The sequence below is a fragment of the Streptomyces sp. A0958 genome, assembly GCF_004795035.1.
In the GTDB taxonomy this organism is placed as follows: domain Bacteria; phylum Actinomycetota; class Actinomycetes; order Streptomycetales; family Streptomycetaceae; genus Streptomyces.
The window spans coordinates 134,053-149,970 of the sequence record NZ_SSBK01000010.1 but is presented as its reverse complement, the minus strand read 5'-3'; the positions used below and the strand labels follow the sequence as shown (position 1 = coordinate 149,970).

Here is a 15,918-nt window from a genome sequence, read left to right as displayed (position 1 = left end):
TATCCACTGTCCCGCCCTGCCCCTTAAGTGAGCGCTCGTATGGATTTCGAACCGATCGCCGTCGTCGGCCGGGGCTGTGTGCTGCCCGGTGCACTCGACCCGGACACGTTCTGGGAGAACATCGCCGCCGGCCGCACCAGCCTGGCGGCCGCCCCTGCGGGACGCTGGCGCATCCCGCGCCGCTGGGTCATGGGCTCGGTGGACGACCACCTCGACCGCACCTGGACCGAGGTCGGCGGTTACGTCGAACGGTTCGAGTCCGTCTTCGACCCGGGCGGTCTCCGGATCGCCCCGGAGCGGATCTCCTCGCTGGACCCGCTGTTCCACTGGGTCCTGTACGGGGTGCGGCAGGCGCTCACCGAGGCGAACCGTGTGGGTCCGTTGCCGCGCGGCGGGCTGGTGCTGGGGAACCTGTCGTACCCGACCCAGTCCGGGGCGGCCTTCGCCGAACACGTCTGGCTGTCCGCGCAGCGGCCGCCGCCGCTCCGTGACGCCCTGCTGGCGGGTGAGCGCCGTACACGTCCCGACGCACGCAACCGCTTCTCCTCCGGGCTGCCCGCCGCGCTCGCCGCCCGGGCGCTCGGGCTCGGCGCGGGGGCGTGGTCGCTCGACGCCGCCTGTGCGTCCTCGTTGTACGCGGTCAAGCTGGCGTGCGACCGGCTGCACGACGGCACGGCCGACCTGATGGTGGCGGGTGCGGTCAGCCGGCCCGACCCGCTCTACCTGCACGTGGGGTTCTGCGGGCTGTCCGCGACCAGCCGGACGGGACGCAGTCGCCCCTTCCACCAGGACGCGGACGGGCTGGTGCACGGCGAGGGCGCCGGGTTCGTCGCCCTGATGCGGTTGCCCGACGCCAGGGCCGCGGGCCTCCCCGTGCTCGGCGTGATCCGGGGCGTGGGGCTCTCCAACGACGGACGCGGGGCCGGACTCATCAGCCCGTCCGAGGAGGGTCAGGTCCGGGCCATGCGCCTGGCGTACGACATGGCGGGCATCGCCCCCCAGTCGGTTTCGCTGGTCGAGTGCCATGCGACGGGGACACCGGTCGGTGACGCGGTGGAGGCGCGTGCCATGGCCCGGGTCTTCGGGGCCGGTGACGACGTGCCCATCGGCTCGGTTAAGTCCAACGTCGGGCACCTGCTGGCCTCGGCCGGAGTGGCCGGGCTGCTCAAGGTGCTCGGCGCGCTGCGGGCGGGGGTGCGTCCGGCGACGCTCGGTGCGCAACGGCCACTGAACGCGCTGGCGGGCACGCCGTTGCGGGTGCTCGCGGAACCGGAGGAGTGGCCGGGGCCGCGCAGGGCGGCGGTGAGTGCCTTCGGGTTCGGTGGCACCAACGCCCACCTGATCGTGGATTTGCCCGACGACGTGTCCCGGCCCGCCGTACCCCGGCCGACGCAGGGTTCGGGGCAGACCGGCCGTAGCCGGGAAACCTGTCCGGATTCGGCCCCGGCTTCGGCCGCGACTTCGGCGTCAGCGGCCGGGGGGTCGGGCGGGCGTGCCCCGGTGGCGATCGTCGCGGTCGGCGCCCGGGTGGGCGAGGGGACGTCTGCGGAGGACTTGCGCCGGGCGGTGCTGGGCGGTGAAAAGCGCGGCCCGGCACAGGAGTTCACGGTGGGGCTGACGGACCTGTGCTTCCCTCCACTGGCATTGGAGCGCACCGTACGTCACCAACTCCTGGTACTGGAGGCTGCCCGGGAGGCGGTGCGGGCGGTGGCTCTCCCCCGCGAGCGGACCATGGTGGTCATCGGCACGGGGGTGGACCCGGAAGTGGCCCGGCCCGGTGCCCGCTGGCGGGTGCCGCACTGGCTGGAGGAGGCGGGTCAGGGCACCGCCGTGCCGGCGGACTCCGCCCGGGACGCGTTTGCTCCACCGATGACGGCGGAGGGGGTGGTGGGCAGCATGCCGAACCTCGCGGCGAACCGCATCAGCACCCAACTCGACCTCGGCGGGCCGGGGTTCACGGTGTCCGCCGAGGAGGCCTCCGGGACGGTCGCGCTGGAGCTCGCGGCCCGGGCCCTGCGTGCGGGCGAGGCCGACGCCGCGCTCGTGGGTGCCGCCGACCTGTCCTGCGAGGCGGTCCACCGGGCCGCCCTGCGGGAACTCGGGCACGAGGACGTTCCGGGGGACGCGGCGGTCGTCCTGGTCCTGAAGCTCCTGGACGCCGCACGCAGGGACGGTGACACCGTCGTCGCCCTGCTGGACGAGGAATGCGCCGACGAGCCGGACATGGTCATCGGCGACGGCCCCGGCGTGACGTTCGACCCGGCGGCGGCCTTCGGGCGTGCTCATGCGGCGTCCGGGCTGGTCTCCGTCGCGGTCGCGGCGCTCTCGCTCCAGCACCGCGCCGTGCCCCGGCCGGGCGAGCCCGCCGACGCCGGGGCAGTCGCCCGGACCGCGCGCGTTGTGGTGACGCCGCTGGAGGGGCCCGCCGTGAGCGTGCGCCTCCGTGCGGGGGACGCCCGGCCGTGGCTGCGCGGTCCCGCTCCGAGCCTGCACGTCTACTCCGGGGCGGACCGCCGGGAGGTGCTGGCCGCGCTGGATTCCGGTGTGCGATCAAGCGCGGGCCCGGCCCGGCTGGCGCTCGTGGTCGACGGCGACACCGTGCCAGCGGACCGTAGGGAAGCCGCCCGCCGCTGGCTGGCGGAGGGTGGGGCCCGACCGGCCGACGTGCTGTACCGGGACCGGCCGGTCGACGGGCAGACCGCGTTCGTGTACACCAACGGCTCGGCCGCCTACCGGGGCATGGGTCACGAGCTGATGCTCGCTCTGCCCTCACTCGGCGAGGCGGTCCGCGACAAACACCGTGCGCTCGGTTCGCGGTTGCGGTCCGGGCCTCGGCAGGGAGTGCTCCGGCAGCTCTGGATCGCCGCCGAACTGGCGGTGTGTCAAACGGTGTTCAGCCGCGAGGTGCTCGGTCTGCGGCCGGATGCCGCGCTCGGATACTCCTCGGGCGAGTCGACCGCGCTGGTCGCGCTGGATGCCTGGCCGGACGCCACGGGACTGTACGAAGCCACCCGGGAGAGCGGTCTGTTCACGACCGAGCTCACCGGCGAGCTCCGGGCAGTGCGGCGTCACTGGGAGCGTCGGGGCATTCAGGGTTCCCGGTGGTCGAGTTACCTGGTCGGTGCCCCTGTGGACGCCGTTCGTGCGGAGCTCACCGGGGAGGCCGCCGTCCATCTGATGGCGGTGAACGCGCCCGGGATCTGCGTCATCGGCGGCGAGTCCCGGGCGTGCGCGGCTGTCGTGGCCCGGCTGGGTACCGACCTCGCCATCGAGCTGGATTACGACATGGCGGCCCACGCCCCGGAGCTGGCGGAGGTCCGGGAGGTGTGGCGCGCGGTCCATCACCGTCCCACGGTGGACGTTCCCGGTGTGCGGTTCTACAGCGGGGCCACCGGGCAGGCGTACCGGCCGACGGCCGAGCGGGCCGCCGAGGCGGTCACCGCTCAGGGGATGGGCACGATCGGCTTCGCGGCCATGGTCGAGCAGGCGTGGGCCGACGGGGTCCGCGTCTTCGTGGAACACGGGCCGCGGAGGCTGTGCACCGGCTGGATCAAACGGGTGCTCGGCGACCGGGAGCACGTGGCGGTGGCGCTGGACGCCCCGCAGGACACCGGACTGCGGCAGCTGTGCCTGTCGGTGGCCGAACTCGTCGTCGCCGGAGTGCCGGTACGAACCGAGGAACTGCTCGCCCGGCTCGGCGACGCCGCCACGGATCTCCCGCATCCCGGTGCCACCGTCACCGTTCCCGTAGTCCCCTCCCCGTGCCTGCCCTACCTGGAGCCCGCTGTGACGACCCTGCCCCGGCCCCCCGAGCTGGCCCCGGTCCCGGACCACGGCCCCGGCCGCCGTCCGGTCGCCTCCACCGTCCCGCAGGCCCGGGTGCCGGGAGGGCCCGCCGCCCCCACCACCCCGCCGCACAGAAGCCCCGGCGCGGACGCCACCCCGGCTCCGCAGCACTCCGAGAGCCCCACCCTCCCGGTCCCCTCTCCCAGCGACGCGGAATCCCGGGCACGGGAAGACGCGCGGGCCGCAGTCGCCCGGCTCGGCCTGCGGGCCGCAGAGCTGCACCGTGAGGTGATGGCCCGTCACGCCGAAAGCCATCAGCGTTTCCTGCGGATGTCGACGCTGGCCGTGAGGGCGTTGACAGCTGCCGGAACACCGGCCCCCGCCCCTGACGCCGTAGAGCCGCCCGCACTCACAGCACCCCGCCCGGCCGTCCAGCTCCCGCCGCCGCCGGCCCCGGTTCGGCCGGCACCCGCCCCCCTGCCGCGTACGCCCGCGTCACCGTCGTCGCCGCCGCCGAAACCGGGGCCGAAGTTCGACCGCGCCCAACTGGAGTACCTCGCCGCGCACAAGATCTCCGCCCTGTTCGGGCCCCGGTTCGCAGAGCAGGACGGGTACGCGGTGCAGGCCCGGATGCCCGGTCCTCCCATGCTGTTCGCCGACCGGGTCACCGGAATCGACGCGGTGCCCGCGGCGCTCGCCATGCCGGGACCGGTGCGCACGGACGGCAGGATCTGGACGGAGACCGACATCCGGTCCGACAGCTGGTACCTGGACTCGACGGGGCGCATGCCCACCGGCCTGCTGATCGAGGCGGGCCAGGCCGACCTGCTCCTGCTCAGCTGGCTGGGCGCCGATCTCCTCAACCGGGGTGAGCGCGCCTATCGGCTGCTCGGCTGCGAGGTGACCTTTCATGGCGCCCCGCCGGGAGCCGGTGACACCCTGTGCTTCGAGATCCACGTCGACGGCCACGCGGAAGCCGGTGGCGTGCGGCTGGCCTTCTTCCACTACGACTGTTACGTGGACGGCGAGCTCCGGCTCAGTGTCCGCGAGGGCCAGGCGGGCTTCTTCACCCCTGCGGAACTCGCCGACAGCGGTGGCATCCGGTGGGACGCGGCCGAGCATCCGCCGGGTGACGCCCTGCCGCTCGACCCGCCTGCCGTGCACTGCGAACGGGCCCGATTCGACGCGGAGCAGGTCCGAGCCCTGACAGAAGGGCGGCCGGCGGACTGCTTCGGTCCCGGTTGGGAAGGTACGGCGGCCCACATCCGCACGCCGAGGTTCGACGAGGGCAGGCTGCGGCTGTTGGACGAAGTGAGCGCGTTCGACTCGGCCGGAGGACCGTGGGGCCGAGGGTATCTGCGCGCCGAGACGTCGTTGGCGCCGGACGACTGGTTCTTCGCCGGGCACTTCAAGAACGACCCCTGCATGCCGGGCACCTTGATGCTCCAGGGCGGTGTCCAGGCGATGGCCTTCTACCTGACGGCCATGGGCTACACCGTCGACCGGGACGGGTGGCGCTTCGAACCGGTCACCGGTCGGCCCTACCGGACCATGTGCCGGGGGCAGGCGACCCCCGAGGGGCGGCGGGTCGTCTACGAGGTGTTCGTACGCGGTGTCTCGGCCGGCCCGGTGCCGACGCTCCACGCCGACGTACTGGGCTCGGTGGATGGGACGAAGGCGTTTCTCGGGCGCGGCATGGCCCTGCGGCTGGTGCCCGACTGGCCGCTCTCGCAGTGGCGGCACACCGGCCCGCGTGCTGTGCAGACCGGGGCAGCCCCTGTGCCGCTGCCGCAGCTGGGCGGGCTGACAGGCCACCGGGAGGAGAGGCCGGTGGCCACGGCGGCCGACGGATTCCCCTTCGACTACCCCTCGCTGCTGGCAAGCGCCTGGGGCAGGCCGAGCGAGGCGTTCGGCACGATGTACGAGCCCTTCGACGGCACCCGCCGGGTGGCGCGGCTCCCCGGTCCCCCGTACCACTTCATGAGCCGGATCGTCTCGGTGGAAGGACCGCAGGCCGGGATGCGGGAGGGTAGTTCCGTCGTCGCGGAGTACGACGTACCCGACCAGGCGTGGTTCTTCGAGCAGAGCGGCGGCCGCGCCATGCCTTTCGCTGTGCTCGTGGAAACCGCGCTGCAACCCTGCGGCTGGCTCGCCTCGTACGTGGGCAGCGCCCTGACCGCCGAGGTGGACCTGCTGTTCCGCAACCTCGATGGGGCGGGAACGGTGACCGGCGAGGTGACCCCGGAGACACGTACGGTCCGTACCCACGCCGAACTGACGCGCATCTCGCGCAGCGGTGACCTGATCGTCGAGTCGTTCCGGGTGTCGTGCTCGGCCGACGGTGTGCCCGTGTTCGCCGTCGAAACGGTCTTCGGCTACTTCCCGCGGTCGGCCTTCGACGAGCAGCAGGGCCTCGCGACGTCGGCGGACGGCCAAAGCCGCCTCGCCGAGCCCTGCGACCGCACCGTCGACCTGACCGTCCGGCCCGACCGCTACTGCGCCGGGGAGCTGCGTCTGCCGGGCCCCATGCTGCTGATGCTGGACCGGATCACGGGCTACTGGCCGGATGGCGGCAGCGCGGGACTGGGCCGGTTGCGGTCCGAGAAGGACGTGCGCCAGGACGCCTGGTTCTTCCGGGCCCACTTCTTCCAGGACCCCGTGCAGCCGGGCTCGCTGGGCATCGAGGCCATGTGCCAACTGCTCCAGTTCTACCTGCTCGAACGCGACGCGGCCGCCGGTACGCCGCGCCCCCGCTTCGAGCCGGTGCTGCCCGGCCGGGAGACGGCATGGACGTACCGCGGCCAGATCACCCCGGACCACCGTCTGATCCGGGTGGACATGGACATCGTGGAGACCGGCGCGGACGAGAGGGGCCCCTACGCGGTGGCGGACGCGTCGCTGTGGGGCGATGACACCTGCATCTACCGCGTGCGGGGACTGGGCATGCGCGTGGTTTCGAAGCCGTCCTGACTCGGCCTGCTCGTGCCGGCGACCGGCTGGATGACAGCTGCGCGCCGGACCGAGCGGGAAGCCGCCGGGTGCGTCGGCGTTCTCTCCGTACCCCAGGTCAGCTTCGGGCCGGGCCCCGCCGCGGGAGCCGGAAGTCGTGAAGGCCGTCACGCAGTGCCTCGACCGGATGCGGCGCGCGGAGGCGCTACCCGGCCTCGGCGTGATCGGCTTCCGCTCCTGAGTTCAAGCTCGGATTCCGGCCGCCGCCTCGGAGCGCGGCCGATGTTTCCGGTCGCGCAGGGCGGCGGACAGGAGCGCTACAACGATTCCGGCGAAAGCCCAGGCGCCGAGAATCCACAGGGCGCCGGTGATGTTGTTGCCGTCGAAGTAGACGGTGTTGCGGACCACCGTCGTACCGGCTCCGGGCGGCAGAGCCTGGCCGATCGCGGCCCAGAACGGTGGCAGCAGCGACGCCGGATACACCCCGCCCGAGCTGGGGTTGCCGAGAATGGTGAAGATGAGGATGGTGAGGCCCAGACCGATCGTCCCGGCCAACGACTGCAAGGCCACCCCCACGGCACCGGAGGCGAACACGACCAGCGTGCCGATGCCGACGAGCTCCCAGAAGGAGCCCGGCAGACAGTGGAGCACCGGGCCCACGATGATCGCGCCACCGATCCCGGAGACGAAGGCGTACGGCACCATCGCTGCCAGCCGCACGAGGGAGCGCCGGAGCGTGGGACGCTTGGAACCGGCCGCCATGTTCAGCGCCGACGCGGCGAGGTAGCCGCCGATCGTCCAGCTGAGCACCAGGTAGAAGGACGACAGTCCCCGCGAGTCGCCTGCGGCGGGCGCGCGGAGGTCACGGACGGCCAGGGCGCGGTTCTGCGTACGCTCGACGGCCTGTACGACCTTCGTCGCGGCATCCGCCGCCGAGGGCCCACCCGCCGAGGCCACCAGCAGGGTGTCGGTGCGTCCGGTCACCTCCACGATCAGGGCGGCGTCGCTCGTTCGCTCCAGGAGCCGTGCTCTGGCCTGCGCCCGGTCCGGGACGGAGGTCACGTGCAACGGGTCGCCGGGAATTGCGTTGAGCCGGGCCACCAGGTCTGCTTCCACTGCCTGCGGCGCGACCACGGCGATCGGGATTCGGTGGGGCTTGGGAGAGTGAAACGCCCCCATGTACGAAAGGGCGAAACCCAGCTGGAGCAAAAGCACTCCCACCATGACGAGCACGGCCCGGGTCGTGATCGCGTCGCGCATCTGCGTCCACGCGTCGACCTTCGTTGAGGAGCCCCTTGCATCCGCCACGTGAAGTTCCCGCTCTCAGCTGTGATTGACCGGTGGCCTATACCGTTCACATCCTCAGCCTCACCCAACGCCCCACCGAGAGAACACGCATACGCGGCGCCGCGTCCACCCCATTGGCGGAACGGGGCCCGCGGGCGGAGGAGCTGCCATTTCGACGGCGGCCGGCGTCGGGATCGCCAGCGACCTCGGCGGCGTGTTGCCGAGCGACGGGTCCAAACCGGGCCACGCGGGCGCTGCTGCCAATCGAGCCGGCTGTCGCGACCTGGGTGAGCGTTGGTTGACCACCTTTTCTGGCTCTCGCCGCACCAGCGGACAGCACGGCGCGGGGGCCAACTACCCCTCGCCGGTGGCGAACAGTTCGAGGTGTCCGCACTTGGGGCAGCGGAACGCTTCTATCTGCCGCCGGAGCCGGCCCATGCGCTTGGCGCCCCCCAAGATCCCCCGCTCCAACGCACCCTCGATCCATCGCGCGTATCCGCGCGTGTGGTCGCCCGCGTCCTCGATAAAGCCATCGGCCAGGCCGATGGTGCCGCAATGGGTGCACCTGAGGTTGTTCATCCCGCGAGTGTAGGGATCGCTGGGCCAGGGCGACACCGCCGCCCGTCGCCCCCCAAGCACGAGGCATGGTTCTGCTCGCCATCCGGCTGACTGTCCGCTTACAGCGCCTGCTTGCGCAGTTCACCTTCGGCGACGACGGGACCGTCTGGTCGGTGGTAGGCGACGGGATCGCCGCGGGGCAACGCTTCAAGGGCGACAGCCCAGGGACTCGTTCGCTCCACGGGTGATCACCTCGCTTCGGAGGGCCACCCCGCCCTTGCTCGGCTTCGGGCCACGCTCTACCTTACTCTGAAGTAAGTTTACTTTCGAGTAAGGAGATTGCTTTGACTGCCTATCGGACCCTGCTGGTCGGTACGGACGGATCGGAGTCGTCGTTCGCGGCGGTCGAGGCCGCGGCCCGGCTCGCCGCGGTGTGTGGGGCTGAGCTCGTGGTCACCTGCGCGTACGCACCCATGCGTGGACCCGAACTCGCGCTTGCGAAGGATCAGTTAGGCGCTGAGGCCTATCAGGTCGTGGGGTCGGCGCCCGCTGAGGAGACCCTGAGAACCGCCAAGGACCGGGCTCGTCTCCAGGGCGCGGTCGACGTGCGCACGGTCGCCGTGGAGGGTGACCCGGTTCCGGCGCTTGTGCGGACCGCACGGAAGTGCTCGGCCGATCTGCTGGTCGTCGGGAACCGCGGGCTGCGCTCGCTGGCCGGGCGGCTCCTAGGCTCCGTGCCGGCGGATGTTGCCAGAAGGGCCGGTCTCGATGTGCTGATCGTGCACACCACGTGAGCGCCACGAGTCCCGGGCGGCCGGAGGGTGGAGCGCGGCGGTCCGTCGAGGAGGTGCTGCTCGGCGGGGGGCGTGTGTGGACGAGGCGGGAGGTCGCCGAGCGTGCGGGGGTGGAGTTCGAGCATGCCGTACGGGTCTGGCGGGCGCTCGGTTTCCCGGCGGTCGACGAGGACGCGAGGGTGTTCACCGATGCCGATGTCGAGGCCCTGCGCGCCGGGGAACGCCTGGTCGCGGCCGGGCTCATCACCGAGGAGAGCGAGACGATGATGGCCCGCGCGCTCGGGCATCATCTCTCCCGGCTCGCGGACTGGCAGGTGCACACCCTCCGCGACTGGTTCGGCAGCGACGAGGACCCGGCGCCCGGCCAGGGCGCCCTGCTCGACCACATGGCGGCGCTGCTGCCGGAGATCGAACTGGTGCAGCGATACGTGTGGCGGCGGCACCTCGTGGCGCATGCCGGGCACGCGCTCTCCGAGGGCCGGGAGGACGGCTCGGCGTCGGGTGTGCCCGGTGGTGGTGCGCATGTGCGTGACAGGGCGGTGGGCTTCACGGACATGGTGGGGTACACCCGGATGAGCCGTGGGCTGGACGGGGCCGAACTCGTGCGGGTTCTCGACCGGTTCGAGAGCATGACCGGTGACGTGGTGGCCGAAGGGCTCGGCCAGGTGGTGAAGACCATCGGCGACGAGGTGCTGTTCGTGTGCGAGTCGGCGGCCGCTGCCGCCGACATCGCCCTGGAGCTCACGGCTCGCGCCGACGCCGACCCGGGGCTGCCGCAGGTGCGTACCGGGCTGGCCCACGGCGCCGTCATCGGCCGCTTCGGTGACGTCTACGGGGCGGCGGTGAACATCGCGGCCCGGCTCACCGCGGTGGCCCGGCCTGCCTCCGTACTGGTGAACACCGCGCTCGCCGGCGAGCTGGCGGGTGTGGCGGGCTATGCGCTGCGGCCGCTGCGTCCGGTGTCCGTGCGCGGATACAGCCGGTTGCGGCCTGTGCTCCTCCGGGCGGCCAAGCCGGCTTCGTCGGCGTCGCGGGGCTGGTGACGGAGGTGGGCGGCCTGATGACGCATGGTGCGGTGACCGCCCGGGAGTACGGTCTGCCGGCCGTGGTGGGTGTGGAGCGCGCCACCCGGCTGATCCAGGACGGGCAGCGCATTCGCGTACACGGAACCGACAGGTACGTCGAGCTCCTGTCGTGACCGCAGGGTGGCGGGGCCCGTTCCGTACCCTGGACGCATGCGCATGCGTCCCACTCTGAGCTGGACTCCCACCGACAGTCTGCCACCGGCCACCACCGATCTGGCCCCAGTCGTCGAAGCGCTCCACGGCGGCGGTGTGCTGGTGCTGAGCGGGGCGGGTATCTCCACGGAGTCCGGCATCCCCGACTACCGGGGCGAGGGCGGAAGCCTGAGCCGGCACACCCCGATGACGTACCAGGACTTCACCGGCGGCGCTCAGGCACGGCGCCGTTACTGGGCGCGCAGTCACCTCGGCTGGAGGACCTTCCGGCGCGCACGCCCGAACGCCGGTCACCGAGCGGTGGCCGCGTTCGGGCGCAGCGGTCTGCTCTCGGGGGTGATCACTCAGAACGTCGACGGTCTGCATCAGGCCGCCGGCAGTGAGGGTGTCGTGGAGCTCCACGGCGGCCTGGACCGGGTCGTCTGCCTTTCCTGCGGCACGTTCGTCTCGCGCCGGGAGCTCGCGCGGCGGCTGGAGGAGGCCAATCCGGGGTTCGAGCCGGTGGCCGCCACGGTCAATCCGGACGGCGACGCCGATCTCACCGATGAACAGGTCGGTGACTTCCAGGTGGTGCCGTGCGCGGTCTGCGGCGGCATCCTCAAACCGGACGTGGTGTTCTTCGGCGAAGCCGTGCCCCCTGCGCGGGTGGAGCACTGCCGCGAACTGATCCGCGGGGCGACGTCGCTGCTGGTCCTGGGCTCCTCGCTGACGGTGATGTCCGGGCTCCGATTCGTCCGGCAGGCCGCCCAGGCCGGAAAGCCTGTGCTCATCGTCAACCGGGAGCCGACCCGGGGCGACGGGCAGGCCGTCACGCGGATCTCGCTGCCGCTCGGGCCGGCTCTCGGTACGGTCTCCGACCGGCTGGGCATCGCCGTCGAAGACGCGGCGGCGGACCGTACGGATGAGGCATTGGGTGCGTGACGGCGGGGGGTGAGCCGCAGGCAGGAGGCCCTGTCACTGCTCAGCGGGTGGTCGGCGTGCGCTGGTCCGGAGGCCCGCCGAGTTCGGGCCTCGGCGCTTCAGTTCCGTCGCGTGGATGGGGCGAGTTGTGCGCGTACCCATGCCGGGTCCGGATTGGTGTGGGGTTTGCCCGCCACGAGGACGGTCGGCACCGTTTCGTTGCCGTCGTTGGCCGCCCGCACCAGCGCCGCCGCTTCCGGGTCACGCCAGATGTCGACCCAATGCAGATGGCGGGCGCGGCGGCGCAACCGGATGCGCAGGCGCAGGCAGTACGCGCAGCCCGGGCGCCAGAAGACGATCGGGCGGCCGTCGACCGCGCTACGGCGTTGTGCCTCCAGCGCGCCGATCGACTTCGGGAAGATCAGGGGCGAGTTCAGGTACGTGAGCAGCGCAAAGGCCAGCACGATGGTGACGCCTTCGGCGATGTGTCCTCTGAAGAACAACCCGGTCGCGGCGGCCGAACCGCAGACGAGGAGCAGGATCGGCAGAGACCAGGCACGCATCATGAAGACGCAGGCTACCCCTAAGCTACCCCTGACCCGACATGCTCTTCGGACCGGGCCGCAGCCGCCACCATCGGCGGCGCCGTCCGGCCGGCGCGAGGGCGGTCTGCTCGGGGTCCGGCGGCGGGGGGTCCACGTAGATCCGGGCCCTGCGCTCCGCGTCCAGGCCGACGCGGCCGGGGTGTACGCAGACCGGGGTCCGGGTGTCGACGGTGTACCGGTAGCCGTCCGCCACATCGAACGGCCAGTCCCTGCTGGGCCGGTCCGCGACGAGAAAACCGGTGCGCGGAAGCCGCAGGGCCGGGCAGAACCAGCAGCACGGGTAGTCCGATTCCGGGTCGATGAAGGGTGCCTCCGCCTCGTCGTCCATATCTCCAGGAAGGTAGCGCAGGGCGGGGTGCGGCATTCGCGGCGGGCGGATCGCGTGGGCGGCGGCCGGGCCGGGCGACGAGACGCACACACCGGGTGGTGCTGAGTCCCACTCCGCCGAGTCCCCCGTGACCAGGTAACTTCCATCGGGCCGGACGACGGGGACGTCCTCGGGGCGCACGGGCAAGGTGTCGGTGGCCGAGGCGGGCCAGGTGAGGACGAGTTTGCATCCCCGGCGGTGGGTAAGCCAGTGCACCACCTGCCGGGCGACCGGGATCGGGAGAGCTGTCCCGACTGCGGCAGGGACGGCACCGTACGGCGCTGCGCGGGCACGGGCAGGTCCCTGACCTGTTCGTGTTCCCCACGGCGGGCGGCCGCACGTCATGACGCTCCCGCCCCGGAAGCGGATCTGGCAGACCACGGGGGTCGCAGTCGGCGCACTCGTGGTCCTCGCACTGGTCGTACGGCTCGTCGCCTGACGGCGGGGGAGGTCGCCGGATCGCTCGGGTCACGAGACGCGTGTATGCAGTCCTCACGGTGAGGACTACGGCCTGGCCGCGGGACGCCATGCGGCAGGCCAGGCCACGTCCCGGCCGGCGGCCCCTGTCACACCGAGGCTGGCCCGCGCGCGCTCGACGTAGCGGTTTCGTGCGTTCCGGAACTCCAGATAGGCCTGGTCCCAGTCGTGTTCGGCCTCCATGGTGACGCCCCGGGCCAGGGACTCCAACCGCCACAAGCAGTGGTCCAGTGACTTGGACGCGGTGTTCGCCTCGGTGTCACCGAGCAGTCCGAGCGTCTCCGACAGCGCGGAGCGCCTGGACTCCAACTGGCTGACTTCGGAGAGTACTTCCGGGGTCGGCTCCAGTGGTACGGGGCCCGACGTCAGGCCGCGGGCGGCAGCGATCATCTGATAGCGCGCCGCCAACTCCTTGACCGCGTGGGCGTACTCGGCGTACGCCGTCAGGCGGCGCTCGTCCCATCGCACGGCTTGTTGTCTGCGCCACCTCGTACGCTCGGTCGCGCTGCTCACCAGGAACGACATGACGGCCCCCAGGGCGACGCCCGCGAGCGGAAGTATCTGGTCGGTCGGACTCACAAAGGACCCCCGGTCGGGTAACACGGCACGTAGGCAGTTCTCTCCGCCGCATCATCTCCCCGGGGCGTGCCTGCCCGGGGACAAATCCGTGCGCCGGTCGACCGCATCGGGGAAGACTGTGCGGATGAGTTCCCCTTCCTCCTTCCGGACTTCGCAGCAACGGGCCCTCGACCACGTCACGTCGCTGGCATCGGGCCCTCCGGCGGACCCCGCACTTCGGGTGACCCTCAACTTCCACCCGGACCGTCCGGTGCGCGGCAGGCCGATCCTGGAGGCGATGGCCGAGACCGGGGCCTACTGCTCGCAGTTCGTCACCGGAACCAGCAACGGCGGACTGACCGCCCATCCGGGCGGCGACCGGTGGCGCTGGGAGAGCCGGATCTTCGACGGGGCGTACGACACGGCTCCGGCCCACGAGCGGCCCGTCTACGGGGCGTTGAACTTCCGCCGGAAGCCGGCCGGCGGAGCGCCGCGGTTCGGCTCCGCGCATTTCAGGCTGGCCTTCGAGGCGCTGGAGCGCACCACGTTCTGCTACCCGGACAGCTTCCTCCAGCCTTCGGATTTCGGGGTCGTCTCCCGTATGGGGCTCGTCGGCCTCGCCCTGGCCGGCCGTCGGGACGCCCTGGACGACTACATCGAGGCGCAGGTGCATGGGCCGGTCCGTCCGGAGCGCCATGTGGAGGCGCTGGTCCTGGACCCCTGCTACCGGGACACGGCTGTCGAGACCGCCGCCCGGCGCCTCGGCTGCCCCGTGGAGTGGCATCCCGGGTTCCGGCTCACGGTCGAGGACCTGCGCCGGCACCCGGGCTACCGCGGTCAGGAGTACGTCGACCTGGGCACGACGATCGCCGTTGACGGTGTGCTCGACCCCCGCATCGTCGGAGACGCGGCCTGCGCGGGGCGCTTCGACGCCCAGGCGGTCAAGAAGGTGTGGCATTACGTGGCGCGCTTCGGCCAGGTGTGGCACCCGTAGCCTCGGCCCTGCGGGAACACGCGTCATCCGGCCCCTTCGCGAGAAGTCACCGATCGCTCAGCCGCGGCTCCGCGTGAAACGCCGCGGCTGGGCCGAGGGCAGCGATGGCACGTTCGTTGCGTCCGATCGCCCGCAACGGCCACAGGTGCGGGTGGACCGGGGCGGGGTGGGCGACGTACATGACCGAGGGGCCTGCCGTGCGGGTCCTCTTCCGACTTCCGCAGGGCGGCCTCCCCGGCCATACCTGACGTGTGCCCCGTCCCAGCAGGCTTATCGGGATCGACTGCGGGCCTGTCGAGGTGGCCGGAATACGGGGGAATGCTCTGCGTGATGCGGGGAATCCGAAGATCGTTGTGAGCGATGCCCCTGCCCCCGCCCATCGTGCGGCTCAGGAGGGGCGGTCCACTGAGGAGGAGTTGGCTGTGCTGCTTCCCACGCCCGGAGACCTGCGTGCCGCGTTGTCCCGTTACGCCGACGCGGTGATCGAGGACGAGCGCCGTTCCACCCCGGACACCGTCCGGCAACGCGAGGACACGGCGTACACCCTGTGTGTCATGACGGGCGTCAGCGACGTGCGGGAGGCCCTGAGCACCGCCGACGCTCTTCTGCGCAACGGCGTGCCGGACTCGGCGAGCCGCCCGACGCCGGTTCGCGGTGCCCGGTCAGGCCCCGTCGCCGCCTGAGGCGTCCGGCACGGGTGTCGCGGTCCTGAGGCCGGCCAGGATGAGGTCGATGCCGGCGAGGAACTGCTCGCGGTCGTCGTGGTCGGCCAGTTGCCCCGCCACCCGGTGCACGAAGGGATACCGTGCCGGGTCGAGCCGCGTCCACTGGTCGGCGACGGCGCCCAGGAAGGCCGTGCGATCGGTCCCGTGGGCGTGCGCGCGGCTGTTGGCGGCGTTCTGTCCGGCGACGCCGAGGATGTAGTTCACGAGCGCGGACGCCGAATCGAACCAGGCGTCCTCGCTGACGCCCAGCGCCTGGAGCTGGCCGCCGATGCCCTCGAAGATCTGCGGCATCGCGGCCAGCCAGGGCATGCGGGAGAGCTGGTGGCCCACCCACGGGTGGGCGTCGATCGCGTCGAAGATTCCCAGGGCGATGGCCCGGACCGCCTCCTGCGGGCCGGCGCCGCTCGGCACGTCCGTCACGACGCGGGCGATGACGTCGTCGGTGGCCGCGGCCAGCAGGTCGTCCTTGTTGGCGATGTGCCAGTAGATCGCCCCGCTGCCGGTGGCCAGGCGCGCCGCGAGTGCGCGGAACGTCAGCGCACTCTCACCGTCCGCGTCGAGTATCTGGATCGCGGCCCGCACGATCCGCTCCTTCGAGAGCGCGTCCGTGCGCCGTTCGGCTCGCTTCGGTCTGGTCGCCATGGGACAAGTTTGACATGACTGGAACGGCGTTCCAACAT

The 15,918-nt window shown here is 72.0% G+C and carries 13 protein-coding genes and 1 pseudogene; 8 read left to right on the top strand and 6 right to left on the bottom strand.

Annotated features, from left to right (window positions below):
• Window positions 1-39 precede the first annotated feature (39 nt).
• The gene (locus E6P78_RS13695; RefSeq protein WP_136203841.1) at window positions 40-6,756 is read left to right on the top strand and encodes a beta-ketoacyl synthase N-terminal-like domain-containing protein; all 6,717 of its coding nucleotides are present in this window, start codon (window positions 40-42) and stop codon (window positions 6,754-6,756) included.
• A 222-nt stretch (window positions 6,757-6,978) separates the two neighbouring features.
• Here E6P78_RS13695 and E6P78_RS13690 read toward each other — a convergent pair whose 3' ends face one another.
• Window positions 6,979-7,995: an ABC transporter permease gene (locus E6P78_RS13690; protein WP_136203872.1), complete on the bottom strand. Its 1,017-nt coding sequence runs from the start codon at window positions 7,993-7,995 to the stop codon at window positions 6,979-6,981.
• Between the two features lie 381 nt (window positions 7,996-8,376).
• Complete coding sequence (locus E6P78_RS13685; protein WP_136203840.1) at window positions 8,377-8,601, bottom strand: hypothetical protein; 225 nt, start codon at window positions 8,599-8,601, stop codon at window positions 8,377-8,379.
• Between the two features lie 65 nt (window positions 8,602-8,666).
• On the opposite strand from E6P78_RS13685, the gene E6P78_RS32760 reads away from it, so the two are divergent.
• The 5 genes and pseudogenes from E6P78_RS32760 (at window position 8,667) to E6P78_RS13665 (ending at window position 11,533) form a co-directional block, all read left to right on the top strand.
• On the top strand, window positions 8,667-8,828 hold the full coding sequence (locus tag E6P78_RS32760) for a hypothetical protein (protein ID WP_168712615.1): 162 nt from the start codon (window positions 8,667-8,669) through the stop codon (window positions 8,826-8,828).
• A gap of 96 nt (window positions 8,829-8,924) precedes the next feature.
• A complete protein-coding gene (locus E6P78_RS13680) occupies window positions 8,925-9,374 on the top strand; it encodes a universal stress protein (protein ID WP_136203839.1) in 450 nt (149 codons plus the stop codon).
• The gene (locus E6P78_RS13675) at window positions 9,371-10,417 is read left to right on the top strand and encodes an adenylate/guanylate cyclase domain-containing protein (protein ID WP_136203838.1); all 1,047 of its coding nucleotides are present in this window, start codon (window positions 9,371-9,373) and stop codon (window positions 10,415-10,417) included. The genes E6P78_RS13680 and E6P78_RS13675 overlap by 4 nt, the downstream gene beginning before the upstream one ends.
• Window positions 10,393-10,572, top strand: a pseudogene (locus E6P78_RS13670) (PEP-utilizing enzyme); the annotation flags it as partial. The gene E6P78_RS13675 and the pseudogene E6P78_RS13670, both read left to right, overlap by 25 nt.
• Window positions 10,573-10,609: 37 nt before the next feature.
• Window positions 10,610-11,533, top strand: coding sequence for an NAD-dependent protein deacetylase (locus E6P78_RS13665; protein ID WP_136203837.1), 924 nt, complete (start codon window positions 10,610-10,612; stop codon window positions 11,531-11,533).
• A gap of 98 nt (window positions 11,534-11,631) precedes the next feature.
• On the opposite strand, the gene E6P78_RS13660 is transcribed toward E6P78_RS13665, so the two are convergent.
• The 3 genes from E6P78_RS13660 to E6P78_RS13650 all read right to left on the bottom strand — a co-directional run bounded on the left by E6P78_RS13660 (window position 11,632) and on the right by E6P78_RS13650 (window position 13,540).
• On the bottom strand, window positions 11,632-12,078 hold the full coding sequence (locus E6P78_RS13660; RefSeq protein WP_136203836.1) for a glutaredoxin domain-containing protein: 447 nt from the start codon (window positions 12,076-12,078) through the stop codon (window positions 11,632-11,634).
• Between the two features lie 22 nt (window positions 12,079-12,100).
• Complete coding sequence (locus E6P78_RS13655) at window positions 12,101-12,445, bottom strand: hypothetical protein (protein WP_136203835.1); 345 nt, start codon at window positions 12,443-12,445, stop codon at window positions 12,101-12,103.
• Between the two features lie 543 nt (window positions 12,446-12,988).
• Complete coding sequence (locus E6P78_RS13650; RefSeq protein ID WP_136203834.1) at window positions 12,989-13,540, bottom strand: hypothetical protein; 552 nt, start codon at window positions 13,538-13,540, stop codon at window positions 12,989-12,991.
• Window positions 13,541-13,664: 124 nt separating this feature from the next.
• Between E6P78_RS13650 and E6P78_RS13645 the strand changes: the two genes are divergently transcribed.
• Together E6P78_RS13645 and E6P78_RS13640 are read left to right on the top strand one after the other, a co-directional pair.
• A complete protein-coding gene (locus E6P78_RS13645; RefSeq protein ID WP_136203833.1) occupies window positions 13,665-14,513 on the top strand; it encodes a DUF3626 domain-containing protein in 849 nt (282 codons plus the stop codon).
• A 422-nt stretch (window positions 14,514-14,935) separates the two neighbouring features.
• Window positions 14,936-15,196, top strand: a complete 261-nt coding sequence (locus E6P78_RS13640; RefSeq protein WP_240799198.1) for a DUF5133 domain-containing protein — start codon at window positions 14,936-14,938, stop codon at window positions 15,194-15,196.
• Here the strand turns inward: E6P78_RS13640 and E6P78_RS13635 are convergent.
• Window positions 15,176-15,880, bottom strand: coding sequence for a TetR family transcriptional regulator (locus E6P78_RS13635; RefSeq protein ID WP_136203832.1), 705 nt, complete (start codon window positions 15,878-15,880; stop codon window positions 15,176-15,178). The genes E6P78_RS13640 and E6P78_RS13635 overlap by 21 nt on opposite strands.
• Window positions 15,881-15,918: the final 38 nt, after the last annotated feature.

Coding starts and splice junctions, on each gene's coding strand:
- E6P78_RS13695 (WP_136203841.1), top strand. CDS start 40: ATGGATTTCGAACCGATCGCCGTCGTCGGCCGGGGCTGTGTGCTGCCC.
- E6P78_RS13690 (WP_136203872.1), bottom strand. CDS start 7,995: ATGCGCGACGCGATCACGACCCGGGCCGTGCTCGTCATGGTGGGAGTG.
- E6P78_RS13685 (WP_136203840.1), bottom strand. CDS start 8,601: ATGAACAACCTCAGGTGCACCCATTGCGGCACCATCGGCCTGGCCGAT.
- E6P78_RS32760 (WP_168712615.1), top strand. CDS start 8,667: ATGGTTCTGCTCGCCATCCGGCTGACTGTCCGCTTACAGCGCCTGCTT.
- E6P78_RS13665 (WP_136203837.1), top strand. CDS start 10,610: ATGCGCATGCGTCCCACTCTGAGCTGGACTCCCACCGACAGTCTGCCA.
- E6P78_RS13660 (WP_136203836.1), bottom strand. CDS start 12,078: ATGATGCGTGCCTGGTCTCTGCCGATCCTGCTCCTCGTCTGCGGTTCG.
- E6P78_RS13655 (WP_136203835.1), bottom strand. CDS start 12,445: ATGGACGACGAGGCGGAGGCACCCTTCATCGACCCGGAATCGGACTAC.
- E6P78_RS13645 (WP_136203833.1), top strand. CDS start 13,665: ATGAGTTCCCCTTCCTCCTTCCGGACTTCGCAGCAACGGGCCCTCGAC.
- E6P78_RS13635 (WP_136203832.1), bottom strand. CDS start 15,880: ATGGCGACCAGACCGAAGCGAGCCGAACGGCGCACGGACGCGCTCTCG.